The sequence below is a fragment of the Streptomyces hydrogenans genome (genome assembly GCF_014656075.1).
In the GTDB taxonomy this organism is placed as follows: Bacteria; Actinomycetota; Actinomycetes; order Streptomycetales; family Streptomycetaceae; genus Streptomyces; species Streptomyces hydrogenans.
In genome coordinates this window covers 25,811-49,806 of record NZ_BNBS01000057.1, presented here as the reverse complement: position 1 = coordinate 49,806, position 23,996 = coordinate 25,811, and the positions used below count along the sequence as shown (strand labels likewise).

The window sequence follows — 23,996 nt, the reverse complement described above, 5'->3', positions numbered from 1 at the left end:
CGCTCGCTCGCCGCCGCCGGCGCGGGCGCCGCCGTGGCGACCGGGACGCCGGCGGTCAGCGCCAGGACGGCCGCGACGGCGGCCGTGAGGAGGGTGGTTCCGGCGGTGCGGTGCTGCAAGGTGTTCCCCCCTGGGGACGGGCCGGGCACGGGCGTGCCGTCCCGTACGCGAGGCGGGACACAGGGGGGACTCCCGGTGAGCGTGAACGGTTGTACGGCCCCGGCCCGGTCCCTCCCGTCGCCCTCAGCCGTCCCGCCGCTCCACGAGCCCCCGCACGTACCCCGCCTGGCCCGCGTGCTGGAGGTCGTCCGCGATCACCGACACCAGCCGGACGCCCAGCGTCACCGGCGGGTCCCAGGCGGTGTCGACGACCCGGTCCAGGTCCGCGTCCGTGACCGGGGCCAGCAGCGAGGCCGTCCGGTCGTGCACGGCGTCGTGGTAGCCGAGCAGCAGCGCGGCGCCCGCCCGTACGGATCCGACCTGCGCGGACGTGTGGCCGTAGCCGGTCGCGGCGGGCGGGAAGGGCAGCCCGAAGCGGTCCCGCCAGCCGTCCGACCGCCACAGCTGCTCCGTGCCGAAGGCGCCCGCCAGGTGGTCGTCCTGGATCCGGGTGAGGTGCCAGACGAGCCAGGCGATCGAGTTGGCGTCGGGGTCGGTCCTGGCGGCCAGCTCCTCCTCGTCGAGGCCCTCCACCGCCGCGTGGACGGCCTCCCGGATCCGGCCGAAGGCGTCGAGCAGCAGACCGGCGCTGTTCATCGGGCCCCCTTGGGGTCGCGCGCCTCCCGCCACCGGGTCAGCTCCGCCTCGACGTCGAAGGGCGTCAGGTGCAGCGGGGGACCGGCCGGCGGGCGGCGCAGGGCTTCCGCGATCTTGGTGTTGATCTCGCCGAGGATCCGGCGGACCTGGCTCTCCGAGACGGCGGCCGCGACGGCCTCCGCCGCGTCCTCGGCCTCCTTGCGCAGCTGGAGGGCGGGCGGCAGCACCGCCATGCCCTCGCGGTGCATCTTCTGCTTGACCCACCACAGCTCGTCGTAGGGGGCCGCCTCGTCGGGAAGGGGCTTGCCGAAGCCGGCGAGTCTGCTGAAGTCGCCGCGCTCGGCAGCCTCCCGGATCTGCTTGTCGACGAAGGACTCGAAGCTGACGCCGGGCGGTTTCCGTTCGGTCATGTGTCCAGCGTACGTACCGGAGCCCTCCGGCATGTGGGAAAGGCCGTCTACTGCGACGGCCGGACTTCCGGCACCCTGTGGTCGGTCAACGCGCGTATACCCCTGTCACCGACGCCCCGGAGGACCCATGCGTCTCCCCCTGCGCACGGCACGGCCCACCACCCGGATCCCCGCCCTCGGCGCCCTGTTCGCCCTGCTCGCGGGGCTGCTCACGGTCCTCGGCACGGCCGGCACCGCCCACGCGGCGCCGCTGTTCAAGGCGCCGTTCCCGTGCGGCCAGAAGTGGACCTACAGCCACCACTCCGCCGAGGTCCGCCAGGCCCTCGACTTCGTCCGCTCCGACGGCGGCGCCACCGCAGGCGCCCCCGTCCTGGCCTCGGCCTCCGGCACCGCGTACCGCTACTCCCAGCCCTCCGGTGCCGGGAACTACATCGTGGTCGACCACGGCGGCGGCTGGAAGACGTACTACTTCCACCTGAACGCCTACTCGGTGGCGAACGGCGCCGCCGTCTCCCAGGGCCAGCAGATCGGCACCACCGGCTCCACCGGCAACAGCTCCGGCGCCCACATCCACTACGAGCAGCTCTACAACGGCGTGGGCCAGTCCATCGTGATCAACGGCGCCTCCCTCGCGCCCTACCCGGGCTCGTACGGCTCCAAGCACCTGACCAGCGACAACGGCTGCTCGGGCGGGGGCGGCGGGAAGTACTGGGTGGACACCTTCGCGAACGCCACCGGCTACGCGGGCGCCAACACGAACGACGCCCAGGGCGTGCTGAACGCCGGCACGAACTACGTCTACTGCAAGGTCTGGGGCCAGGAGGTCCGCGACGCCTCCGGCAACTTCAACCACTGGTGGCTCCGCACCGACCTGGACACCGTCTACTCCGGCAAGAACGGCTACGGCGCCTACGTCCCGGCGTACTACCTCTCCCGCTGGGGCAACGACGAGGCCCGCGACAACAACGGGACCGTGATCCCGAACTGCTGAGCCCCCCCGAGAGGCCCCCCGAAGGGGCCCGGAAACGGGCAGGAGCCCCGCTCGTGCCGCACCTGCGGCACGGAGCGGGGCTCCTTGGGTACTGCTCTAGAAGATCGAGATCGCCACTACGGCGTTCAGATCGTGGTGACGTTCTCCGCCTGCGGACCCTTCGGGCCCTGCGTGACGTCGAAGCTCACCTGCTGGTTCTCCTCAAGCGAACGGAAGCCGTTCGCGTTGATCGCGGAGTAGTGGACGAAGACATCCGGGCCGCCGCCTTCCTGGGCGATGAAGCCAAAGCCCTTTTCAGCGTTGAACCACTTGACGGTTCCGGTAGCCATGAGCCCTCCTATGGGCCAAAGGGTCGCCCTGCTCCAGAACCTGCAAACAAGTCTGAAAACTACAAAAGCCTGCGGGTCACATGCTCCGCAGGCTCTGTACTGCAAGGGAAACCAAACTGCAACTTGCGTCGAGCGTAGCACGCAGCGTGCTCGTGGCGATAGAGGGAAAGATCACGTCACCCGCATGTTTGATCGGCTTCCCGGCATGCTGACGCGCCGCGCCGATCTGCCCCGGATGTCCCCCGGCGATGTCCACCGTACGAGACGGGTCTAGCCTCGCGTTGTGGACAATGCGAACGACGAGCACCAGCGCAGCCGGCCCCGGGTCGGGCACATCCAGTTCCTGAACTGCCTGCCCCTCTACTGGGGCCTCGCCAGGACCGGAACGCTCCTCGATCTGGAGCTGACCAAGGACACCCCCGAGAAGCTGAGCGAGCGGCTCGTCCGGGGCGACCTCGACATCGGCCCCATCACCCTCGTCGAGTACCTCCGCAACGCCGACGAGCTCGTCGCCCTGCCCGACATCGCGGTCGGCTGCGACGGCCCCGTCATGTCCTGCGTGATCGTCTCCCAGCGGCCCCTGGAGGAGCTGGACGGCGCCCGCGTCGCCCTCGGCTCCACCTCCCGGACCTCGGTCCGCCTCGCCCAGCTGCTGCTCGCGGAGCGGTACGGCGTCCAGCCCGCCTACTACACCTGCCCGCCCGACCTGGGCCTGATGATGCAGGAGGCCGAGGCGGCGGTCCTCATCGGCGACGCCGCCCTGCGCGCCTCGCTGCACGACGCGCCCCGGCTCGGGCTCCAGGTCCACGACCTCGGACTGATGTGGAAGGAGTGGACGGGGCTCCCCTTCGTCTTCGCCGTCTGGGCGGCCCGCAAGGACTACCTGGCGCGCGAACCGGAGACCGTCCACGACGTCCACCGGGCCTTCCTCGCCTCCCGGGACCTCTCCCTCGACGAGGTCACCAAGGTGGCCGAACAGGCCGCCCGCTGGGAGGCATTCGACGCCGAACTGCTGGAGCGCTACTTCCGCACGCTCGACTTCCGCTTCGGTCCCGAGCAACTCGCCGGAGTGCGCGAGTTCGCCCGCCGCACCGGACCGACGACCGGATTCCCGGCGGACGTCGCCGTCGATCTGCTGCCGCCGGAATAGGCCCGCCGCCACTCCGCGCAATTCGCCTCCGCATTTCCCGCCCCGGGACCCGCGCCGCACTTCCATTCCCGCCACGGGAATCGTGCCGGGGAACGTTCATCGGAAATTCATGCCGACGCGGACCCCGGACCGGCCCCGCACCGCCGCTGGCGTACGCTGGTTCGGTCTGTCAACAAGCCTCCGAAAGGGACGAAACGGTGACCGAGAAGGCCGACCTCCAGTCTGTTCTCGACCGTGCCGCCGCGGGCGGTCGGATCACCCCCGAGGAGGCGCTCGACCTGTACCGCTCGGCGCCCCTGCACGCGCTCGGCGCCGCCGCCGACGCCGTGCGCCGCCGCCGCTACGCCGGCACCGAGCACATCGCGACGTACATCATCGAGCGGAACATCAACTACACCAACGTCTGCGTGACGGCGTGCAAGTTCTGCGCCTTCTACGCCGCCCCGAAGGACACCAAGAAGGGCTGGACCCGCGACCTCGACGACATCCTGCGCCGCTGCGCGGAGACCGTCGAGCTCGGCGGCACCCAGATCATGTTCCAGGGCGGGCACCACCCGGACTACGGCGTCGAGTACTACGAGAAGCACTTCGCCGCCATCAAGAAGGACTTCCCGCAGCTCGTCATCCACTCCCTCGGCGCCTCCGAGGTCGAGCACATGGCGCGCATCTCCGGCGTCTCCGTCGAGGAGGCCATCACCCGCATCCACGCCGCCGGCCTCGACTCCTTCGCCGGCGCCGGCGCCGAGCTGCTCCCCGAGCGCCCCCGCAAGGCCATCGCGCCCCTCAAGGAGTCCGGCGAGCGCTGGCTGGAGATCATGGAGATCGCCCACAAGCTGGGCGTCGAGTCGACCTCCACCATGCTCATGGGCACCGGCGAGACCAACGCCGAGCGGATCGAGCACCTGCGCATGATCCGCGACGTCCAGGACCGGACCGGCGGCTTCCGCGCCTTCATCCCGTACACGTACCAGCCCGAGAACAACCACCTCAAGGGCCGCACGCAGGCCACCCTCTTCGAGTACCTGCGGATGATCGCGATCGCCCGGATCTTCCTCGACAACGTCGCCCACATCCAGGGCTCCTGGCTGACCACCGGCAAGGAGGTCGGCCAGCTCTCCCTGCACTACGGCGCCGACGACCTCGGCTCGATCATGCTGGAGGAGAACGTCGTCTCCTCCGCCGGTGCCAGGCACCGCTCCAACCGCCTGGAGATCATCGACCTCATCCGCAAGGCCGGCCGCGTCCCCGCCCAGCGCTCCACCACCTACGAGCACCTGGCCGTCCACGACGACCCGGCGAACGACCCGGTCGACGACCGCGTCGCCTCGCACATCTCGTCCGTCGCCATCGAGGGCGGCACGGCCCACCCCGAACTGAAGCTCCTCGACGCGAACTGAGGCCCCCGATGCCCACCCTGCACGCCGCCGACGGGTCGCCGGAGACCGCCGTCCTCGTCGACGGCGCGCGGATCGCCGCCATCGGCCCGTACGAGGAACTGGCGGCGGAGCACCAGGACGCCCGGCTGCGCCGCTGGCCGGGCATCCTGCTGCCCGGCCTGCTCAACCCGTACGCCCCCGAGCTGCTGGAGCGGACCTACCACCCCGACCCGCGCGAGGCCGACGAGTACGGCACCGAGCCGGTCACCGGCGAGCGCGCCCGGGAGCTCCTGGCCACCCGCCTCGGCGCCAGCGCCCGGCGCGGCGTCCAGCGGATGCTCGCCCACGGCACGGTCGCCGTCGCGGGAGAGCTGCGCGCCCGGGGCGCCCTCGACGCGGTCCGCCGCGCCGGCCTCGCCGTGGGCCGCCGCCCCGACGTCCTCCCCGGCCCCCCGTCACTCTCCCCGGCACCGCTGATCCTGCTCCCGCGCCCGGCCGTCGGCGCCCCCGCCCGCTTCGCCGTCTTCGACGTCCCCGACACGGCGACGCTGGTGCGCCGGGGCGCGTCGACCTGCGTGGCCACGGTCATCGACGGGCGGCTGGTCTACCGCGCCCGCTGAGCGCCGCCGGGCTCCGCCGGGAGGTCGATGCCGAAGTCGAGCGGCGGGTCGTCCGTCTCCATCGGACGCGCGTCCGCCTCCTCCACCAGCTCCAGGAAGCGCGGATCCCCGGCGACCGGGAACAGATCGGACGCCGACACCGGCGCCGCCGCCCTCCCGGCGTACACGAGGAAGGTGACGTCGCTCCGGCGGTACGTGTAGCCCACGTGCACCCGGTCGCCCAACTCGCTGACCGGCCCGAGCCTCAGCTCCGCCCCGTCCCCCCCGGCGGACGGGCCCGCCCCGGGCCCGCCGACCGCGGCCCGTCGCACCGACACGACCATGCGGAAGGTCTCGCCGCCCGCCTCGATCCGGTACTCGCTCACCCGGTCGCCCTCCGGCCGGACGCCGGTGATCCTCTCCGGCAGCCGTTCGTCCAGCAGCGCCGCCATCCTCCGCCGGTACTCCTCCCGGCGCTCGCGCTCGGCCGGCTTCTCGCCGACGGTCGACGAGGCGGCGGGCACGGGCCCCCCGGGCCCGGACCCCGGCAGCAGCGTGAGCCCGATCGCCCCCGCCGTGACCACGGCGAAGGCGGCCGCGCCGGCCGCGAGCCGGGAGCGGCTCCGCCGCCTGCGCCCCTCGCGCACCGCGAGCGGCACGAGGTCGGGCAGCGGCGGCAGACCGTCCGCGGTCCGGTCCATGGCGTCGCGCAGCAGAACGGCGGTGTCGTTGTCTTCCACGGTGGACCTCAGCTTTCTGCGCGCGGGAACCCGGCGTCGGCCAGGCGCGTACGGAGTCGGGCGAGCGAACGGGAGCACTGGCTCTTGACGGTGGCCTCGCTGCACCGCAGCAGCGCCGCCACGGAGGCCACGCTCTGGTCGTCCCAGTAGCGCAGCACGACCATCGCCCGTGCCCGGGGCGGCAGTTCGGCGAGCGCCGCGATCAGCGTGACCCGCAGGTCCGCGTGGTCGGCCGGGGCCTCCGGCACCGTCCCCCCGGTCCGGGTCAGCGCGAGCAGGTCGCGCAGCCGGCGCCGTCGCTCGGCCAGGAAGGTCCGGGTCAGGACCGTCTTGGCGTACGCGTGCGGGTGGTCGGCGGTCCCCGCCCGTCGCCAGTGCTGGTACAGCTTGGCCAGCGTCGTCTGGGTCAGGTCCCGCGCGGTCTCGGCGTCCCCGCAGAGCAGGTACGCCGTGCGGTACAGCCGCTGCTGGGCGCTCCGGGCGAACTCCTCGAACCCGACGAGGCCACCGGGATCCGTCCCGCGCCCCGCCCCCGGGCCGCGGTCGAGACCCTCGGCGGGGTCCACCGCGTCCCCCCTCGCGTCCGTCCCGACATCCGGCTCCGCGGCTCTCGCCCCGGTCGACACTGTCATCGTCCCCACTTCCTTCTTCCCGCCGTCGTGGCGCGTGCTCGACCGTCCTTGAGCGCCCCCGGCCCCGAAAGGTTGAAAGGAAGTCCGGGAAGGACCCTCCGGGAACCGGGAAAGGCCCCACCCGGCGGAAACGGGCACGCCCCCGGCAGTGCCCCGGGCCCCGCCTGCCAGAATGGGTGGATCCGTCCGCACCCGATCTTGCGAGGCCGAACGCCAGTGACCCGAGCATCCCTGGACAAGCAGCCGCACGAAGTCGCCTCCATGTTCGACGGCGTGGCGGCCAACTACGACCTCACCAACGACGTGCTGTCGCTCGGCCAGGACCGCAGATGGCGCAAGGAGGTCGCCAAGGCGGTCGACGCCCGGCCCGCGCAGAAGATCCTCGACCTCGCCGCCGGCACCGCGACCTCCTCGCAGCCGTTCGCCCGGGCCGGCGCCTACGTCGTGCCGTGCGACTTCTCCCTCGGCATGCTGCGGGTCGGCAAGCAGCGCCACCCGTGGATGCCGTTCACCGCGGGCGACGGCACGAAGCTGCCCTTCCGGGACGACGTCTTCGACGCGGTCACGATCTCCTTCGGCCTGCGCAACATCCAGGACACCGAGCAGGCGCTGCGCGAGCTGTACCGCGTGACGAAGCCCGGCGGCCGGGTCGTGATCTCGGAGTTCTCCCACCCCACGTGGGCGCCGTTCCGCACGGTGTACGAGGAGTACCTGATGCGGGCCCTGCCGCCGGTGGCCCGGGCGGTGTCCTCCAACCCCGACGCGTACGTCTACCTCGCCGAGTCCATCCAGTCCTGGCCCGACCAGCCCGCCCTCGCGGCGCTCCTCCAGAAGGCCGGCTGGTCCAAGGTCGCCTGGCGCAACCTGACGGGCGGCATCGTAGCCCTCCACCGAGGCTTCAAAACCCCCTGACGCCCCCACGGGCCGCGCCCGTCTGGACCCCACCACCGCCCCGCCACGGGCTACGCCCGACCGGGACGTACCGCCGCCGCTGCGTCGCGGGCTGCGCCCGTCTGGGGCTCCGGCGCCCGCCGCCCCGTTGTGGGCTGCGCCCAGCCGGGGCTCCGGCTCCGCCGTTCCGTTGTGGGCAGTCGTTCCGCTGGGGCGGAACGGGTGGGCACAACGGAACGGCACCCTTTTGCGGGTGCTTCCGCTTCCGTGCCTGAACCCGCACCGGTACGGCGTCGTCGCACGGCGTGCGGGTTCAGGCGCGGAAAGCCTTGGCCCGGCAGGGGGCGCCGTCCCTGTGCCCACCCGTCCCGCCCTGCGGGACGCCTGCCCACAGGGAGGGGTGGCGTGGGCGCAGCCCGCACCAGGGCACGCGGGCACGGCCCGCAGGACCGATGCGGGTGCGGCCCGCAGCAAGAGGCGCAGCCCGCAGGGCCGACGGGAGCGCGGCCCGCAGCAGGGGACGGCGGGAGTGCGGCCCGCAGCAGGGGGCTCGGGTGCGGGGACGGCGCCCCTCCGGTCCGGGCCGCGTCGCCCGTCCTAGACTTCGCTACGACCCTCTTCGCCGACCTTTCGGGAGATTCGCCGTGACCGAGACCCCCCTCTCCGAGCACAGCGCTGATGTGATCGTCGTCGGGGCGGGCCCGGCGGGCTCCACCACCGCGTACTACCTGGCCAAGGCCGGCCTGGACGTACTGCTCCTGGAGAAGACCGCGTTCCCGCGCGAGAAGGTCTGCGGCGACGGCCTGACCCCGCGCGCGACCAAGCAGCTCGTCTCGATGGGCATCGACATCTCCGAAGAGGCCGGCTGGCTGCGCAACAAGGGCCTGCGGATCATCGGCGGCGGCGTCCGCCTCCAGCTGGACTGGCCGGATCTCGCCTCGTACCCGGACTACGGACTGGTCCGCAAGCGCGACGACTTCGACGAGATGCTGGCGCGGCAGGCGCAGAAGGCGGGCGCCCGGCTGTACGAGCGCTGCAACGTCGGCGCCCCGATCGTCGACGACCGCACGGGCCGCATCACCGGCGTCCACGCGAAGCTGGGGGAGGAGAAGACCGAGGTCACCTTCCACGCCCCGCTGGTCGTCGCCGCCGACGGCAACTCGACCCGGCTGTCGCTGGCGATGGGCCTGCACCGCCGCGAGGACCGGCCGATGGGCGTCGCGGTCCGCACGTACTTCACGACCCCGCGGCACGACGACGACTACCTGGAGTCGTGGCTGGAGCTGTGGGACAAGCGGGGCGCGGAGGACCGTCTGCTGCCGGGCTACGGCTGGATCTTCGGCATGGGCGACGGCACGTCCAACGTGGGCCTGGGCATCCTCAACTCCTCGTCCGCCTTCCGCGAGCTGGACTGGCGCGAGGTGCTGAAGGCGTGGTGCGCCTCGATGCCGGAGGACTGGGGCTTCACTCCGGACAACATGACGACGCCGATCCGCGGCGCCGCCCTCCCGATGGCGTTCAACCGGCAGCCGCACTACACCAAGGGTCTGCTGCTGGTCGGTGACGCGGGCGGTCTGGTCAACCCGTTCAACGGCGAGGGCATCGCCTACGCGATGGAGTCGGGCCAGATCGCGGCCGACGTCATCGTGCAGGCGCACGCCCGGGCGACCCCGGCCCAGCGCGAACTGGCCCTGCACCACTACCCGAAGATCCTGAAGGACACCTACGGCGGCTACTACACGCTGGGCCGCGCCTTCGTGAAGCTGATCGGCAACCCGAAGGTCATGAAGATCGCGACCCAGCGCGGTCTCACCCACCCGGTCCTGATGAAGTTCACCCTCAAGATGCTGGCGAACCTCACGGACCCGACGGGCGGGGACGCGATGGACCGGATCATCAACGGCCTGTCGAAGGTCGCGCCGAAGGCCTGACCCCGCCGCACGGCATGACGAAGGGCCGTCGCTCCCCCGAGGAGTGACGGCCCTTTCGTGCGGCTCCGATCGCGGGGATCAGAGGAGGCGGACGGCGCCCGACGGCGGGTCCCAGTCGAGCGAGCGCTCGACGACGCCGGTCGAGGAGTTCTGCGCGCCGACGTACTTGCCGCCGCCGACGTAGATGGCGACGTGGTACGAGCCGCTGCGGCTGCCCCAGTAGAGGACGTCGCCCGGCTGGAGGTTGCTCAGGGAGACCGAGGTGCCCATGCTCGACTGCTGGTACGAGATGCGCGGCAGGTCGATGCCCGCGGCGGCGTAGGCGGCCTGGACGAGGCCGGAGCAGTCCCACGAGTTGGGGCCGGTGCCGCCGGTGACGTACGCGTCGCCGACCTGGGCGCGGGCGAAGGCCACGATGGAGGCGGCGGTGCCGGAGGAGACCTGGGTCGACTCGGAGGAGGAGCCGGCCGAGGAGCCGCTGTCGTTCGACGAACCGGAGCCGGAGCCCGAGTCGGAGGACGCCGACGTGGTGGACAGCTGGGTGCGGGCGCTGTCGCGGGAGGCGCGGGCCTCGGCCTCGGCGCGCTCGCGCTCGGCCTTCGCCTCGGCCTCCTGGCGGGCCTTCTCGGCGCGCTCGGCCTCGGCCTTGCGGTCGGCCTCGGCCTTCGCCTTCTTGGCCTCCTTGGCGGCCGTCTGCAGGGCGGCGGCCTCCTGGGCCTCCAGGCTCTGGTCGAGGGCCTCCTGCTGGGACGCCTCGGCGGAGGCGGCCACGGCGCTGGAGAGGTCAGTGCCGAGCGAGCCCAGCGTGGGCATCTCGATGGTCTCGGTCACCGGCTCGGCGCTCGCCGGGCCGGCGGCACCGGCCACCGCGATGGTGCTGAGGACGCCACCGGCAACTCCGGCGCGGAGCGCGAGCTTGGAGGCGCTGCGGCGGGGTTTCCGGTGGCTGGGTATGTGAGCGGTGTGGGACATGGGTACAACCGCTATCAGGGCTTCACGGTTCCCTTCAAGAAACGTGGGTTGCGCCACAGTTACGACCGGAACCGTCCAATCCGCTTCTCCGCCGCCCTTATTGACGCCGTAACGGGCAAAACGGACTCGACTCATTGCGCCCTTGATCATGGGTTTTCAATGAGATGCCCGAATTGCCCTTCGCTTACCACCTCTTCACACCGATGGCCAAGCCCCGCTCTTTTCGGACTCCGAAGGCGTGACGCAGGTCACACCCCTGTCTCGTGAACGCGTGCACACGGAGTCGGGGCGTCCACTTCCGTCCCGCCGGCCCCTCGGACGGGCGACGGAGATGCCTATATCACCCGGTCGCGTCCACTGCCAATTTGCTTGCATGGGCCATGTCTTGATAGAGCGCCACCCGCTCCGACCAGTGATTTCCGGTCCGAATGTCACACCTGGTGATCACCTGGGCGCTTCACGCGACAAGATCACCGCTCATCCGACTTCATGATCCTTCGTCAGGTGGTGGAGATCACAAATCCGTTGGTGACCCCCGTGTCGCAGATCACAGAGGGGCGGGCTTAAGATACGCGGACGTCAGGCTTGTGAACTGCCTCACATGGGGGCGATCTTCCTGGGCTCGTCCCGGGGTTCCGCGAGCCGGCAGTGCGGTCCAACGGTCAAGGACGACTGGAAGGAGCGAGGAGCGTGAATGCGTACGCGCCCATCCTCGTGCTCGGTGCCCTGGGTGCGGGGTTTGCGATCTTCTCCGTGGTCATGGCCACGCTAATCGGGCCAAAGCGGTACAACAGGGCAAAACTTGAGGCGTACGAGTGCGGCATCGAGCCGACGCCCACTCCCGCCGGTGGCGGCCGCTTCCCCATCAAGTACTACCTGACGGCGATGCTCTTCATCGTCTTCGACATCGAGATCGTCTTCCTCTACCCCTGGGCGGTCACCTTCGACGCCCTGGGGCTTTTCGGGCTCGTGGAGATGCTGCTCTTCGTGCTCACCGTCTTCGTCGCCTACGCGTATGTGTGGCGTCGCGGCGGCCTGGAATGGGACTGAGGGGCTGAGGAGCACCCATGGGACTCGAAGAGAAGCTGCCCAGCGGTTTCCTGCTGACCACCGTCGAGCAGGCCGCGGGCTGGGTCCGGAAGGCATCCGTCTTCCCCGCGACCTTCGGCCTCGCCTGCTGCGCCATCGAGATGATGACGACCGGCGCCGGCCGCTACGACCTCGCCCGCTTCGGCATGGAGGTCTTCCGCGGCTCCCCGCGGCAGGCCGACCTGATGATCGTCGCCGGCCGGGTCAGCCAGAAGATGGCGCCCGTCCTGCGGCAGGTCTACGACCAGATGCCCAACCCCAAGTGGGTCATCTCCATGGGCGTCTGCGCCTCCTCGGGCGGGATGTTCAACAACTACGCGATCGTGCAGGGCGTCGACCACATCGTGCCGGTCGACATCTACCTGCCCGGCTGCCCGCCGCGCCCGGAGATGCTGGTGGACGCGATCCTCAAGCTCCACCAGAAGATCCAGACCTCCAAGCTCGGCGTGAACGCCGAGGAGGCGGCCCGCGAGGCGGAGGAGGCCGCGCTCAAGGCGCTGCCGACCATCGAGATGAAGGGTCTGCTCCGTTGAGCGACGAAACCCCGAACCCCGAGAAGGAGCTGAGCGAGCAGAACCTGCCCGGTCAGCGCGGCGAGCACGGGGAGGAGGTCCGGCTCCAGCGCGGCATGTTCGGCGCGAACAACGGCGGCGACACCTCCGGCTACGGCGGCCTCGTCCGCTCGATCCGCCTCCCCGGCCCCGCCGCCCGCCCCTACGGCGGCTGGTTCGACGAGGTCGCCGACGAGCTCGAAGGCGCCCTGGAGGAGCAGGGGCTCCTCCCCGGCAACGCCATCGAGAAGACGGTCGTCGACCGGGGCGAGCTCACCTTCCACATCGAGCGCGAGCACCTCGTCCGCGTCGCCCGCACCCTGCGCGACGACCCGGCGCTCCGCTTCGAGCTCTGCACCGGCGTCTCCGGCGTCCACTACCCGGGCGACAAGGGCCGCGAGCTGCACGCCGTCTACCACCTGCGCTCGCTCACCCACGGCCGGCTGATCCGCCTGGAGGTCTCGGCCCCCGACCACGACCCGCGGATCCCGTCGCTGACGGACGTCTATCCGACGAACGACTGGCACGAGCGCGAGACCTACGACTTCTTCGGAATCGTCTTCGAAGGCCACCAGGCCCTCACCCGGATCATGATGCCGGACGACTGGCAGGGCCACCCGCAGCGCAAGGACTATCCGCTCGGCGGCATCGCCGTCGAGTACAAGGGCGCCCAGATCCCGGCTCCGGACCAGCGGAGGTCGTACTCGTGAACACCGCATCAAGCCCCCGCGAGACCACCGAGGGGTCCGTCTACACGGTCACCGGCGGCGACTGGGACGAGGTCGTCCAGTCGGCGGCCAAGGCCGACGACGAGCGGATCGTCGTCAACATGGGCCCCCAGCACCCGTCCACCCACGGCGTGCTCCGGCTCATCCTGGAGATCGACGGCGAGACCGTCACCGAGGCCCGCTGCGGCATCGGCTACCTCCACACCGGCATCGAGAAGAACCTCGAGTACCGGACCTGGACGCAGGGCACCACCTTCGTCACGCGCATGGACTACCTCACCTCGTTCTACAACGAGACGGCGTACTGCCTCGGCGTGGAGAAGCTGCTCGGCATCACCGACGACGTCCCCGACCGGGCGAGCGTCATCCGGGTCCTCCTCATGGAGCTCAACCGGCTCTCCTCGCACCTGGTGTGCATCGCCACCGGCGGCATGGAGCTCGGCGCCACCACGATCATGATCTACGGCTTCCGGGACCGCGAGATGATCCTGGACCTGTACGAGCTGATCACCGGCCTGCGCATGAACCACGCCTACATCCGGCCCGGCGGCCTCGCCCAGGACCTCCCGCCCGGCGGCGTCGACGCCGTGCGCGAGTTCGTGAAGACCATGAAGAAGAACCTGCCGGAGTACGACAAGCTCGCCACCGGCAACCCCATCTTCAAGGCCCGCATGCAGGACGTCGGCCACCTCGACCTCACCGGCTGCATGGCCCTCGGCGCCACCGGACCGATCCTCCGGTCGGCGGGCCTCCCGCACGACCTGCGGAAGACCGACCCGTACTGCGGCTACGAGAACTACGACTTCGAGGTCCCCACCGCCGACAGCTGCGACGCCTACGGCCGCTTCCTCATCCGCCTGGAGGAGATGCGCCAGTCGCTGCGGATCGTCGAGCAGTGCCTCGACCGGCTGGAGCCCGGCCCGGTCATGGTCGGCGACAAGAAGATCGCCTGGCCCGCGCAGCTCGCCCTCGGTCCCGACGGCCTCGGCAACTCCCTCGACCACATCAAGAAGATCATGGGCACCTCCATGGAGGCCCTGATCCACCACTTCAAGCTGGTCACCGAGGGCTTCCGGGTCCCGGCCGGCCAGGCGTACGCGGCCGTCGAGTCCCCCAAGGGCGAACTCGGCGTGCACGTGGTCTCCGACGGCGGCACCCGCCCCTTCCGGGTCCACTTCCGCGACCCGTCCTTCACCAACCTCCAGGCCATGGCCGCGATGTGCGAGGGCGGCCAGGTCGCCGACGTCATCGTCGCCGTCGCCTCCATCGACCCCGTGATGGGAGGCGTCGACCGATGACGGAGAACGTCAGCCTCGGGATGCCCCAGCTTCCCGCCCCCGCCTACCCGGACGACGTCCGGGCCCGGTTGGAGGAGGACGCCAGGGCGATCATCGACCGCTACCCCGGCTCCCGCTCCGCGCTCCTGCCGATGCTGCACCTGGTGCAGTCGGAGGAGGGCCACGTGACCCGTACCGGCATGCAGTTCTGCGCCGACCTGCTCGGCCTGACCACCGCCGAGGTCACCGCCGTCGCGACCTTCTACACCATGTACCGCCGGAAGCCCTCGGGCGACTACCAGGTCGGCGTCTGTACGAACACGCTCTGCGCGGTCATGGGCGGCGACGCCATCTTCGAGGAGCTCCAGGAGCACCTCGGCGTCGGCAACAACGGCACCACCGACGACGGCAAGATCACCCTTGAGCACATCGAGTGCAACGCGGCCTGCGACTACGCCCCCGTGGTGATGGTCAACTGGGAGTTCTTCGACAACCAGACCCCCGAGTCGGCCAAGAAGATGGTCGACGACCTCCGCGAGGGCCGCACCGTCGAACCCACCCGCGGCGCCCCCCTCTGCACCTTCAAGGAGACCGCCCGGATCCTCGCCGGCTTCCCCGACGAGCGCCCCGGCGCCGTCGAGGCCACCGGCGGCGCCGGCCCCGCCTCCCTCGTCGGCCTCCGCCTGGCCAAGGGCGAGACCCCGCAGACCCGAATCGTCCACCCGCGCGGCGAGGCAGCCGGTCAGGAGGGAGCGTGATGACGTTGGCGGCCGAGATCAATTCCAGCAGCCCCGAGAAGCTGCTCTCCCCGGTCCTCTCCGCCTTCTGGGACCAGCCCGACTCCTGGACCCTGGAGACGTACGAACGGCACGAGGGCTATCAGGGCCTCAGGCGCGCGCTCGCCATGAGCCCCGACGACCTCATCGCCTACGTGAAGGACTCCGGCCTCCGCGGACGCGGCGGCGCCGGCTTCCCCACCGGCATGAAGTGGCAGTTCATCCCGCAGGGCGACGGCAAGCCGCACTACCTCGTCGTCAACGCCGACGAGTCCGAGCCCGGCACCTGCAAGGACATCCCCCTCCTCTTCGCCAACCCGCACTCCCTCATCGAGGGAATGATCATCGCCTGCTACGCGATCCGCTCCGAGCACGCGTTCATCTACCTGCGCGGCGAGGTCGTGCCCGTCCTGCGCCGCCTGCACGAGGCGGTGCGCGAGGCGTACGCCGCCGGCTACCTCGGCCGGAACATCCTCGGCAGCGGGCTGAACCTCGAACTCACCGTGCACGCCGGCGCCGGCGCGTACATCTGCGGCGAGGAGACCGCCCTCCTCGACTCCCTCGAAGGACGCCGCGGCCAGCCCCGGCTGCGGCCCCCCTTCCCCGCGGTCGCCGGTCTGTACGCCTGCCCCACCGTGGTGAACAACGTCGAGTCCATCGCCTCCGTTCCCGCGATCCTGAACCGCGGCAAGGAATGGTTCACCTCGATGGGCAGCGAGAAGTCCCCGGGCTTCACGCTCTACTCGCTCTCCGGGCACGTCGTCTCGCCCGGCCAGTACGAGGCCCCGCTCGGCATCACCCTGCGCCAGCTCCTCGACATGAGCGGCGGGATGCGGCCCGGGCACCGGCTCAAGTTCTGGACCCCCGGCGGCTCCTCCACCCCGATGTTCACCGACGAGCACCTGGACGTGCCGCTCGACTACGAGGGCGTCGGCGCCGCCGGCTCCATGCTCGGCACCAAGGCCCTCCAGTGCTTCGACGAGACCACCTGCGTGGTCCGCGCCGTCACCCGCTGGACCGAGTTCTACGCCCACGAGTCCTGCGGCAAGTGCACCCCCTGCCGCGAGGGCACCTACTGGCTCGTCCAGCTGCTGCGCGACATCGAGGCGGGCCGGGGCGAGATGGCCGACCTCGACAAGCTCAACGACATCGCCGACAACATCAACGGCAAGTCGTTCTGCGCCCTCGGCGACGGCGCCGCCTCGCCGATCTTCTCCTCGCTGAAGTACTTCCGCGAGGAGTACGAGCAGCACATCACGGGCAAGGGCTGCCCCTTCGACCCGGCCAAGTCGACCGCCTGGGCGGACAACCACAAGGAGGTGACGGCATGACGGTCACCACGGCCGGCCCGTCCGGCGGCGGAAGCCCGGCGGTACCCCCGGAGGACCTGGTCACGCTGACCATCGACGGCGCCGAGATCTCCGTCCCCAAGGGGACCCTGGTCATCCGCGCCGCCGAACAGCTCGGCATCGAGATCCCCCGCTTCTGCGACCACCCCCTCCTCGACCCCGCGGGCGCCTGCCGCCAGTGCATCGTCGAGGTCGAGGGCCAGCGCAAGCCGATGGCCTCCTGCACCATCACCTGCACCGACGGCATGGTCGTCAAGTCGCAGCTGACGTCGCCGGTCGCCGAGAAGGCCCAGCACGGCGTGATGGAGCTGCTGCTCATCAACCACCCGCTGGACTGCCCGGTCTGCGACAAGGGCGGCGAGTGCCCCCTGCAGAACCAGGCCATGTCCCACGGGCAGGCCGACTCCCGCTTCGAGGGCGTCAAGCGGACCTACGAGAAGCCGGTGCCGATCTCCACCCAGGTGCTGCTCGACCGCGAGCGGTGCGTGCTCTGCGCCCGCTGCACCCGCTTCTCCAACCAGGTCGCCGGCGACCCGATGATCGAACTCGTCGAGCGCGGCGCCCTCCAGCAGGTCGGCACCGGCGAGGGCGACCCCTTCGAGTCGTACTTCTCCGGCAACACCATCCAGATCTGCCCGGTCGGCGCCCTCACCTCGGCCGCCTACCGCTTCCGCTCCCGCCCCTTCGACCTCGTGTCGACGCCCTCGGTGTGCGAGCACTGCGCCGGCGGCTGCGCCACCCGCACCGACCACCGGCGCGGCAAGGTCATGCGCCGCCTCGCGCAGAACGACCCCGAGGTCAACGAGGAGTGGATCTGCGACAAGGGCCGGTTCGGCTTCCGGTACGCGCAGCAGCGCGACCGGCTGACGACCCCCCTGGTGCGCAACGCCGACGGCGTCCTCGAACCCGCCTCCTGGCCCGAGGCCCTGGAGGCGGCCGCCCGCGGCCTCGGCCGCGGCCGCGCCGGCGTCCTGGCCGGCGGCCGGCTCACCGTCGAGGACGCCTACGCCTACGCCAAGTTCGCCCGCGTCGCCCTCGACACCAACGACGTCGACTTCCGGGCCCGGGTCCACTCCGGCGAGGAGGCCGACTTCCTCGCCTCCGCCGTCGCCGGACGCGGCCGCGACCTGGACGGCTGCGGGGTCACGTACACGACCCTCGAAGCCGCGCCGACGGTGCTGCTCGTCGGCCTGGAGTCCGAGGAGGAGGCCCCCGGCGTCTTCCTGCGGCTCCGCAAGGCCTGGCGCAAGCACGGGCAGAAGACGTACGCGGTCGCCACCCACGCCACCCGCGGCCTGGAGAAGGCGGGCGGCACCCTGCTGCCCGCCGCCCCCGGCACCGAGACCGAGTGGCTCGACGCCCTCACCTCCCGCGTCGGCCTCGACTCCACCGGCTGGACCGCCTCCGAGGGACTCCGCGAGGAGGGCGCCGTCATCGCCGTCGGCGAGCGGCTCGCCGCCGTGCCCGGCGCGCTCACCGCCGCCCTGCGCGCCTCCGCCGCCACCGGCGCGCGGCTCGTCTGGATCCCCCGCCGGGCCGGTGAGCGCGGCGCGATCGAGGCCGGCGCGCTGCCGAGCCTGCTGCCCGGCGGCCGCCCCGCGACCGACCCCCGGGCGGGCGAGGAGGTCGCCGCCGCCTGGGGCGTCCGCGAGCTCCCGCACGGCTACGGCCGCGACACCGGACAGATCGTCGAGGCCGCCGCCTCCGGCGAACTCGCCGGGCTCCTCGTCGGAGGCGTCGGCGTCGACGACCTCCCGGACCCGGCGCGCGCCCGCGAAGCCCTCGACGCGGCCTTCGTCGTCTCCCTGGAACTGCGCCCCGGCGCGGTCACCGAGCGCGCCGACGTCGTCCTGCCGGTCGCCGCCGTCGCCGAGAAGTCCGGCACCTTCCTCAACTGGGAGGGCCGCGTCCGGATGTTCGAGGCCGCGCTCAAGCCCGAGCAGATGACCCGCCCGCTCGCCCCGACCGACGCGCGCGTGCTCCACATGCTCGCCGACGCCATGGACGCCCACCTCGCCCTGCCCGACCTCAAGGCGGCCCGGCGCGAGCTGGACCGGCTCGGCCGCTGGACCGAGGAGCGGGCCTCCGAGCCCACCGCCCACGCGGTTCCGGCCCCCCGGCCCGGCGAAGGCGAGGCCGTCCTCGCCGGCCACCGGCTGCTGCTCGACCTCGGCCGGCTCCAGGAGGGCGACACCGCCCTGGCCGGCACCCGTCACGCGGCGGTCGCCCGGCTCTCCGCCGGCACCGCCGCCGACACCGGCGTCAAGGACGGCGACCTCGTCGAGGTCACCGGCCCCGCCGGCGCGGTCGCCTTCCCCCTCCAGGTCACCGAGATGCCCGACCGGGTCGTCTGGCTCCCCCTGAACTCGGCCGGCCGCGGCGTCCTCGCCGACACCGGCGCCCGCCCGGGCGACGTCGTCCGGATCGGCCCGGCCACCCCTTCGACGGAGGTGCAGGCGTGAACACCCTCCTCGCCGCCGAGGACCTCTCCATGTTCGGGACGGACCCCTGGTGGCTCGTCGCGATCAAGGCGGTCTTCTGCTTCGCGTTCCTGATGGTCACCGTGCTCTTCTCCATCGTGTGGGAGCGCAAGGTCGTCGCCTGGATGCAGCTGCGCATCGGCCCCAACCGGCACGGCCCCTGGGGCCTCCTCCAGTCCCTCGCGGACGGCATCAAGCTGATGCTCAAGGAGGACGTGATCGTCAAGCGGGCCGACAAGGTCGTCTACGTCCTGGCCCCGATCGTCGCCGCCATCCCCGCCTTCATGGCGATCGCCGTGATCCCCTTCGGGCCGGCCGGCAACGAGGTGTCGATCTTCGGCCAGCGCACCACGATGCAGCTCACCGACCTGCCGATCGCGATGCTCTACATCCTCGCGGTCGCCTCCGTCGGCATCTACGGCATCGTGCTCGCCGGCTGGTCGTCCGGCTCGACGTACCCGCTCCTCGGCGGACTGCGCTCCTGCGCCCAGATGATCTCGTACGAGATCGCCATGGGCGCGGCCTTCGCCTCGGTCTTCCTCTACTCCGGCTCGATGTCGACCTCGGCGATCGTCGAGGCCCAGCAGGACCGCTGGTTCATCGTCCTGCTGCCGGTCTCCTTCCTCATCTACATCATCACGATGGTGGGCGAGACCAACCGCGCCCCCTTCGACATGCCGGAGTCCGAGGGCGACCTCGTCGGCGGCTTCAACACCGAGTACTCCTCCATCAAGTTCGCGATGTTCATGCTCGCCGAGTACGTGAACATGGTGACGGTCTCCGCCGTGTCGGTGACCCTCTTCCTGGGCGGCTGGCGGGCCCCGTACCCGGTCTCCACCTTCTGGGAGGGCGCCAACCACGGCTGGTGGCCGATGCTGTGGTTCGTCCTCAAGGTGCAGCTGCTGCTCTTCTTCTTCATCTGGCTCCGCGGCACCCTGCCCCGGGTCCGCTACGACCAGCTGATGAAGCTCGGCTGGAAGGTGCTCATCCCGGTCTCCGTGGTCTGGCTGATGCTGGTCGCCACCGTCCGGGCGCTGCGCAACGAGAACATCGCCTTCACCAACATCGTGCTGTACGTGGCCGGTGCCGTCCTGGTGGTGCTGCTGCTCTCCTTCCTCGCCGACTTCTACCGCGACCGGAAGAAGGAGGAGCCGGCCGCCGAGGCCGAGCGGGCCTTCGACCCGATGGCCGGCGGCTTCCCCGTACCGCCCAAGCCCGGACAGTCCCTGCCGCCCGTGCCCCGGCGCAGGCCCCGACACCAGCGGGACCTCGTTGTCAGTGGTGGCCCCGATACTGCTACTGAGAGTGATGAGAGGGGGACGGATCGTGTCTGACTTCCAGAATCCGGTGGCCGGCTTCGGCGTGACCTTCAAGGCCATGTTCAAGAAGCGGCTGACCGAGCAGTACCCGGAGCAGAAGAAGACGACGGCACCCCGCTTCCACGGCCGGCACCAGCTCAACCGCCACCCGGACGGCCTGGAGAAGTGCGTCGGCTGCGAGCTGTGCGCCTGGGCCTGTCCCGCCGACGCCATCTACGTGGAGGGCGCGGACAACACCGACGAGGAGCGCTACTCGCCCGGCGAGCGGTACGGCCGCGTCTACCAGATCAACTACGCCCGCTGCATCCTGTGCGGGCTGTGCATCGAGGCGTGCCCCACCCGCGCGCTCACGATGACGAACGAGTTCGAGCTGGCCGACTCCTCCCGCGAGAACCTGATCTACACCAAGGAGCAGCTGCTCGCGGGCCTCGACGACCGCATGGTCGACACCCCGCACGCGATCTTCCCCGGCATGACCGAGCAGGACTACTACCGGGGGCTGGTCACCGAGGTGGCGCCCGGGACCGAGCGCCAGGTCGCCGTCTCCAAGGGCGAGGAGCCGCAGGAGGCCGCCTCGACCTCCGGCGAGAACGAGCCCGCGTCGGGGAAGGTGACCGGCCGATGAGCGCGCTCGCCGCCTACGCCACCTCCACCGGTGAGGCGTTCCAGTTCTGGGTGCTCGGCACCGTCGCCGTCGTCGGCGCGCTGTGCACCATCCTCATGAGGAAGGCCGTGCACAGCGCCCTGTGCCTGGCCGGCACGATGATCGTCCTCGCGGTCTTCTACCTGGCCAACGGCGCGTACTTCCTCGGCATCGTCCAGATCGTCGTCTACACCGGCGCGATCATGATGCTCTTCCTCTTCGTCGTCATGCTGGTCGGCGTCACGGCCGCGGACTCGCTGAAGGAGACCATCAAGGGCCAGCGCTGGTGGGCCGCCGCCTGCGGCCTCGGCTTCGGCGTGCTGCTCTTCGCCGGGATCGGGAACGCGGCGCTGACCGAGTTCGCCGGCCTCGGCGCGGCCAACGCGGCCCACGGGGGGAACGTGGAGGGCCTGGCGGCCCTCATCTTCACCAAGTACGTCTTCGCCTTCGAGATCACCGGCGCCCTGCTGATCACCGCGTCCGTCGGCGCGATGCTCCTCACCCACCGGGAGCGCACCGAGCGGGCCAGGACCCAGCGCGAGCTGGCCGAGCAGCGCGTGCGCGACGGCAAGCACCTGCCGCCGCTGCCCGCCCCCGGCGTCTACGCCCGGCACAACGCCGTGGACGTGCCGGGCCTGCTGCCCGACGGCACCCCGTCCGAGCTCACCGTCATCTCGACCCTGCGCAAGCGGGGCCAGGTGCGGGACGTGTCGGGCGAGGCGCTCGCCGACCTCAAGGCCCTGGAGCAGCGCTCCTCGGAGCGGCTGGGCCGTGACCGGGACGAAGAGGAGGCCAACCGGTGAACCCCGTCAACTACCTGTATCTCGCCGCCCTGTTGTTCACCATCGGAGCGGTCGGGGTGCTGATCCGGCGGAACGCGATCGTGGTCTTCATGTGCGTGGAGCTGATGCTGAACGCCTGCAACCTCGCGTTCGTCACCTTCTCCCGTATGCACGGCAACCTCGACGGCCAGATCATCGCCTTCTTCACGATGGTCGTGGCCGCCGCGGAGGTCGTCGTCGGGCTCGCGATCATCGTGTCCGTCTTCCGATCCCGCCACTCGGCCTCGGTCGACGACGCCAGCCTGATGAAGCTGTGAGGGGCTGAACCGTGGACAACCTGATTGCGCTGCTCATCGCGGCGCCCCTGCTCGGAGCGGCCGTCCTGCTGTGCGGCGGCCGCCGGCTCGACAAGACCGGGCACTGGCTCGGCACGCTCCTCGCGGCCGTCTCCTTCGTCATCGGTCTCGCCCTCTTCGCCGACATGCTGGGCAGGAGCGCCGACGACCGGGCGATGCACCAGCACCTGTTCACCTGGATCCCCGTCGAGGGCTTCCAGGCGGACGTCGCCTTCCAGCTCGACCAGCTGTCGATGACCTTCGTGCTGCTGATCAGCGGGGTGGGCACGCTCATCCACGTGTACTCGATCGGGTACATGGAGCACGACGAGCGGCGCCGCCGCTTCTTCGGCTACCTGAACCTGTTCGTCGCGGCGATGCTGCTGCTCGTCCTGGCGGACAACTACCTGCTGCTGTACTTCGGCTGGGAGGGCGTCGGCCTCGCCTCGTACCTCCTGATCGGCTTCTGGCAGCACAAGCCCAGCGCGGCCACCGCCGCGAAGAAGGCGTTCCTGGTCAACCGGGTCGGCGACATCGGCCTGTCGATCGCGATCATGCTGATGTTCACCACCTTCGGCACCTTCGCCTTCGGGCCGGTCCTCGCCTCGGCGGGGGAGACCTCGGAGGGCAAGCTGACGGCGATCGGCCTGATGCTGCTCCTCGCGGCCTGCGGCAAGTCGGCCCAGGTGCCGCTGCAGTCCTGGCTCGGTGACGCGATGGAGGGCCCGACCCCGGTCTCGGCCCTCATCCACGCCGCCACCATGGTCACCGCCGGTGTGTACCTGATCGTCCGCTCGGCCGACATCTTCAACGCGGCGCCGGACGCGCAGCTCGTCGTCACCATCGTCGGCGCGGTCACGCTGCTCTTCGGTGCGATCGTCGGTTGCGCGAAGGACGACATCAAGAAGGCCCTCGCCGGGTCGACGATGTCGCAGATCGGCTACATGATCCTGGCGGCCGGCCTCGGCCCGATCGGCTACGTCTTCGCGATCATGCACCTGGTGACGCACGGCTTCTTCAAGGCCGGGCTGTTCCTCGGCGCCGGTTCGGTCATGCACGGCATGAACGACGAGGTCGACATGCGGAAGTACGGCGGCCTGCGGAAGTACATGCCGGTCACCTTCGTCACCTTCGGCCTCGGCTACCTCGCGATCATCGGCTTCCCGGGCCTGTCCGGCTTCTTCTCCAAGGACAAGATCATCGAGGCGGCCTTCGCCAAGGGCGGCACCGAGGGCTGGATCCTCGGCGCGGTCACCCTGCTGGGCGCCGCCATCACCGCGTACTACATGACGCGCGTGATGCTGATGACCTTCTTCGGCGAGAAGCGCTGGCAGGACGACGCCGACGGCAACCCGCCGCACCCGCACGAGTCCCCGAAGTCCATGGTGATCCCGATGGTGCTGCTCGCCGTCGGCTCGGTCGCCGGAGGCGCCGTCTTCGAGCTCAGCGGCTTCGTCGAGTGGCTGGAGCCGGTCACCGGCTACGCCCACGGCCACCCGCCGATCAGCGCCGCCGCCGTCACCGCCGCCACCGTCGCCGTCATGGTGATCGGCGTCGGGCTCGCGTACCTCCAGTACGGGCGCCGCCCGGTGCCGGTGGTCGCCCCGCGCGGCTCGCTGCTCACCCGGGCCGCCCGCCGCGACCTGCTCCAGGACGACTTCAACCACGCCGTCTTCGTCACCGGCGGCACCCACCTGACCCGCTCGCTGGTCTACGTCGACCACTCCCTGGTGGACGGCGTGGTCAACGGCACCGCGGCCGGCGTCGGCGGGCTCTCCGGCCGGCTGCGCAAGCTGCAGAACGGCTACGTCCGCTCGTACGCGGTCTCCATGTTCGGCGGTACGGCGGTCCTCATCGCCGCGACCCTGCTGATGAGGGCGGTGTAACCCG

The 23,996-nt window shown here is 71.0% G+C and carries 24 protein-coding genes; 18 read left to right on the top strand and 6 right to left on the bottom strand.

All coding sequences use genetic code 11. The features are described from left to right. Nucleotides 1-243: 243 nt before the first annotated feature. Complete coding sequence (locus IE321_RS23320) at nucleotides 244-756, bottom strand: mycothiol transferase (RefSeq protein WP_190224397.1); 513 nt, start codon at nucleotides 754-756, stop codon at nucleotides 244-246. After that, a complete protein-coding gene (locus tag IE321_RS23315) occupies nucleotides 753-1,166 on the bottom strand; it encodes a DnaJ family domain-containing protein (RefSeq protein ID WP_190224396.1) in 414 nt (137 codons plus the stop codon). Before IE321_RS23315 ends, IE321_RS23320 begins: the two co-directional genes overlap by 4 nt. A gap of 127 nt (nucleotides 1,167-1,293) precedes the next feature. Between IE321_RS23315 and IE321_RS23310 the strand changes: the two genes are divergently transcribed. Then, on the top strand, nucleotides 1,294-2,157 hold the full coding sequence (locus IE321_RS23310) for a M23 family metallopeptidase (RefSeq protein ID WP_190224395.1): 864 nt from the start codon (nucleotides 1,294-1,296) through the stop codon (nucleotides 2,155-2,157). A gap of 125 nt (nucleotides 2,158-2,282) precedes the next feature. On the opposite strand, the gene IE321_RS23305 is transcribed toward IE321_RS23310, so the two are convergent. After that, entirely contained in the window at nucleotides 2,283-2,486 is a 204-nt protein-coding gene (locus tag IE321_RS23305; RefSeq protein WP_043227793.1) for a cold-shock protein, read from the bottom strand. 283 nt (nucleotides 2,487-2,769) lie between these two features. Here IE321_RS23305 and IE321_RS23300 point away from each other — a divergent pair, with 283 nt between their 5' ends. The 3 genes from IE321_RS23300 (at nucleotide 2,770) to IE321_RS23290 (ending at nucleotide 5,632) form a co-directional block, all read left to right on the top strand. Next, the gene (locus IE321_RS23300) at nucleotides 2,770-3,636 is read left to right on the top strand and encodes a menaquinone biosynthetic enzyme MqnA/MqnD family protein (protein WP_043227791.1); all 867 of its coding nucleotides are present in this window, start codon (nucleotides 2,770-2,772) and stop codon (nucleotides 3,634-3,636) included. Nucleotides 3,637-3,833: 197 nt separating this feature from the next. Then, nucleotides 3,834-5,033, top strand: coding sequence for a cyclic dehypoxanthinyl futalosine synthase (gene mqnC / locus IE321_RS23295; protein WP_043227790.1), 1,200 nt, complete (start codon nucleotides 3,834-3,836; stop codon nucleotides 5,031-5,033). Between the two features lie 8 nt (nucleotides 5,034-5,041). Further along, entirely contained in the window at nucleotides 5,042-5,632 is a 591-nt protein-coding gene (locus tag IE321_RS23290; RefSeq protein WP_043227788.1) for an imidazolonepropionase-like domain-containing protein, read from the top strand. On the opposite strand, the gene IE321_RS23285 is transcribed toward IE321_RS23290, so the two are convergent. Continuing rightward, entirely contained in the window at nucleotides 5,617-6,351 is a 735-nt protein-coding gene (locus IE321_RS23285) for a hypothetical protein (protein ID WP_190224394.1), read from the bottom strand. The genes IE321_RS23290 and IE321_RS23285 overlap by 16 nt on opposite strands. 8 nt (nucleotides 6,352-6,359) lie before the next feature. After that, the gene (locus IE321_RS23280; RefSeq protein ID WP_190224393.1) at nucleotides 6,360-6,917 is read right to left on the bottom strand and encodes a SigE family RNA polymerase sigma factor; all 558 of its coding nucleotides are present in this window, start codon (nucleotides 6,915-6,917) and stop codon (nucleotides 6,360-6,362) included. A gap of 282 nt (nucleotides 6,918-7,199) precedes the next feature. Here IE321_RS23280 and IE321_RS23275 point away from each other — a divergent pair, with 282 nt between their 5' ends. Together IE321_RS23275 and IE321_RS23270 are read left to right on the top strand one after the other, a co-directional pair. Next, entirely contained in the window at nucleotides 7,200-7,895 is a 696-nt protein-coding gene (locus IE321_RS23275) for a demethylmenaquinone methyltransferase (RefSeq protein ID WP_190224392.1), read from the top strand. 623 nt (nucleotides 7,896-8,518) lie between these two features. Then, nucleotides 8,519-9,805 carry a geranylgeranyl reductase family protein gene (locus IE321_RS23270; RefSeq protein ID WP_190224391.1) on the top strand — a complete coding sequence of 429 codons (1,287 nt, stop codon included), beginning with the start codon at nucleotides 8,519-8,521 and terminating at the stop codon, nucleotides 9,803-9,805. A 78-nt stretch (nucleotides 9,806-9,883) separates the two neighbouring features. Here IE321_RS23270 and IE321_RS23265 read toward each other — a convergent pair whose 3' ends face one another. Beyond that, entirely contained in the window at nucleotides 9,884-10,777 is an 894-nt protein-coding gene (locus IE321_RS23265) for a C40 family peptidase (RefSeq protein WP_190224390.1), read from the bottom strand. Between the two features lie 690 nt (nucleotides 10,778-11,467). Here IE321_RS23265 and IE321_RS23260 point away from each other — a divergent pair. The 12 genes from IE321_RS23260 to nuoL are packed head-to-tail and all read left to right on the top strand — an operon-like array spanning nucleotide 11,468 to nucleotide 23,992. Further along, nucleotides 11,468-11,827, top strand: a complete 360-nt coding sequence (locus IE321_RS23260; protein WP_030494815.1) for an NADH-quinone oxidoreductase subunit A — start codon at nucleotides 11,468-11,470, stop codon at nucleotides 11,825-11,827. Nucleotides 11,828-11,844: 17 nt separating this feature from the next. Then, on the top strand, nucleotides 11,845-12,399 hold the full coding sequence (locus IE321_RS23255; protein ID WP_043227783.1) for a NuoB/complex I 20 kDa subunit family protein: 555 nt from the start codon (nucleotides 11,845-11,847) through the stop codon (nucleotides 12,397-12,399). Then, on the top strand, nucleotides 12,396-13,127 hold the full coding sequence (locus IE321_RS23250; protein WP_190224389.1) for an NADH-quinone oxidoreductase subunit C: 732 nt from the start codon (nucleotides 12,396-12,398) through the stop codon (nucleotides 13,125-13,127). Before IE321_RS23255 ends, IE321_RS23250 begins: the two co-directional genes overlap by 4 nt. Further along, nucleotides 13,124-14,443 (top strand): NADH-quinone oxidoreductase subunit D, encoded by a 1,320-nt coding sequence (locus IE321_RS23245; RefSeq protein ID WP_190224388.1) that lies wholly within the window; start codon nucleotides 13,124-13,126, stop codon nucleotides 14,441-14,443. The genes IE321_RS23250 and IE321_RS23245 overlap by 4 nt, the downstream gene beginning before the upstream one ends. Beyond that, nucleotides 14,440-15,180, top strand: a complete 741-nt coding sequence (nuoE, locus tag IE321_RS23240) for an NADH-quinone oxidoreductase subunit NuoE (protein WP_190224387.1) — start codon at nucleotides 14,440-14,442, stop codon at nucleotides 15,178-15,180. Before IE321_RS23245 ends, nuoE begins: the two co-directional genes overlap by 4 nt. Continuing rightward, nucleotides 15,180-16,529 (top strand): NADH-quinone oxidoreductase subunit NuoF, encoded by a 1,350-nt coding sequence (gene nuoF / locus IE321_RS23235; protein WP_190224400.1) that lies wholly within the window; start codon nucleotides 15,180-15,182, stop codon nucleotides 16,527-16,529. Before nuoE ends, nuoF begins: the two co-directional genes overlap by 1 nt. Beyond that, a complete protein-coding gene (locus tag IE321_RS23230; protein ID WP_190224386.1) occupies nucleotides 16,526-19,009 on the top strand; it encodes an NADH-quinone oxidoreductase subunit G in 2,484 nt (827 codons plus the stop codon). The genes nuoF and IE321_RS23230 overlap by 4 nt, the downstream gene beginning before the upstream one ends. A 29-nt stretch (nucleotides 19,010-19,038) precedes the next feature. Next, on the top strand, nucleotides 19,039-20,361 hold the full coding sequence (gene nuoH, locus IE321_RS23225) for an NADH-quinone oxidoreductase subunit NuoH (protein ID WP_226651465.1): 1,323 nt from the start codon (nucleotides 19,039-19,041) through the stop codon (nucleotides 20,359-20,361). Continuing rightward, nucleotides 20,354-20,971: an NADH-quinone oxidoreductase subunit NuoI gene (gene nuoI / locus IE321_RS23220; protein ID WP_267885954.1), complete on the top strand. Its 618-nt coding sequence runs from the start codon at nucleotides 20,354-20,356 to the stop codon at nucleotides 20,969-20,971. The genes nuoH and nuoI overlap by 8 nt, the downstream gene beginning before the upstream one ends. Further along, a complete protein-coding gene (locus IE321_RS23215; protein WP_043227771.1) occupies nucleotides 20,968-21,792 on the top strand; it encodes an NADH-quinone oxidoreductase subunit J in 825 nt (274 codons plus the stop codon). The genes nuoI and IE321_RS23215 overlap by 4 nt, the downstream gene beginning before the upstream one ends. Beyond that, complete coding sequence (gene nuoK, locus IE321_RS23210) at nucleotides 21,789-22,088, top strand: NADH-quinone oxidoreductase subunit NuoK (protein ID WP_043227770.1); 300 nt, start codon at nucleotides 21,789-21,791, stop codon at nucleotides 22,086-22,088. Before IE321_RS23215 ends, nuoK begins: the two co-directional genes overlap by 4 nt. 11 nt (nucleotides 22,089-22,099) lie before the next feature. Further along, on the top strand, nucleotides 22,100-23,992 hold the full coding sequence (gene nuoL, locus IE321_RS23205) for an NADH-quinone oxidoreductase subunit L (protein WP_190224385.1): 1,893 nt from the start codon (nucleotides 22,100-22,102) through the stop codon (nucleotides 23,990-23,992). Nucleotides 23,993-23,996 lie beyond the last annotated feature (4 nt).

What these genes read in the sequence shown, in the direction of transcription:
- IE321_RS23320 (WP_190224397.1), bottom strand. Translation starts at nt 756, where the DNA reads ATGAACAGCGCCGGTCTGCTGCTCGACGCCTTCGGCCGGATCCGGGAG.
- IE321_RS23315 (WP_190224396.1), bottom strand. Translation starts at nt 1,166, where the DNA reads ATGACCGAACGGAAACCGCCCGGCGTCAGCTTCGAGTCCTTCGTCGAC.
- IE321_RS23310 (WP_190224395.1), top strand. Translation starts at nt 1,294, where the DNA reads ATGCGTCTCCCCCTGCGCACGGCACGGCCCACCACCCGGATCCCCGCC.
- IE321_RS23305 (WP_043227793.1), bottom strand. Translation starts at nt 2,486, where the DNA reads ATGGCTACCGGAACCGTCAAGTGGTTCAACGCTGAAAAGGGCTTTGGC.
- IE321_RS23290 (WP_043227788.1), top strand. Translation starts at nt 5,042, where the DNA reads ATGCCCACCCTGCACGCCGCCGACGGGTCGCCGGAGACCGCCGTCCTC.
- IE321_RS23265 (WP_190224390.1), bottom strand. Translation starts at nt 10,777, where the DNA reads ATGTCCCACACCGCTCACATACCCAGCCACCGGAAACCCCGCCGCAGC.
- IE321_RS23255 (WP_043227783.1), top strand. Translation starts at nt 11,845, where the DNA reads ATGGGACTCGAAGAGAAGCTGCCCAGCGGTTTCCTGCTGACCACCGTC.
- nuoE (WP_190224387.1), top strand. Translation starts at nt 14,440, where the DNA reads ATGACGGAGAACGTCAGCCTCGGGATGCCCCAGCTTCCCGCCCCCGCC.
- nuoF (WP_190224400.1), top strand. Translation starts at nt 15,180, where the DNA reads ATGACGTTGGCGGCCGAGATCAATTCCAGCAGCCCCGAGAAGCTGCTC.
- IE321_RS23230 (WP_190224386.1), top strand. Translation starts at nt 16,526, where the DNA reads ATGACGGTCACCACGGCCGGCCCGTCCGGCGGCGGAAGCCCGGCGGTA.
- nuoH (WP_226651465.1), top strand. Translation starts at nt 19,039, where the DNA reads ATGTTCGGGACGGACCCCTGGTGGCTCGTCGCGATCAAGGCGGTCTTC.
- IE321_RS23215 (WP_043227771.1), top strand. Translation starts at nt 20,968, where the DNA reads ATGAGCGCGCTCGCCGCCTACGCCACCTCCACCGGTGAGGCGTTCCAG.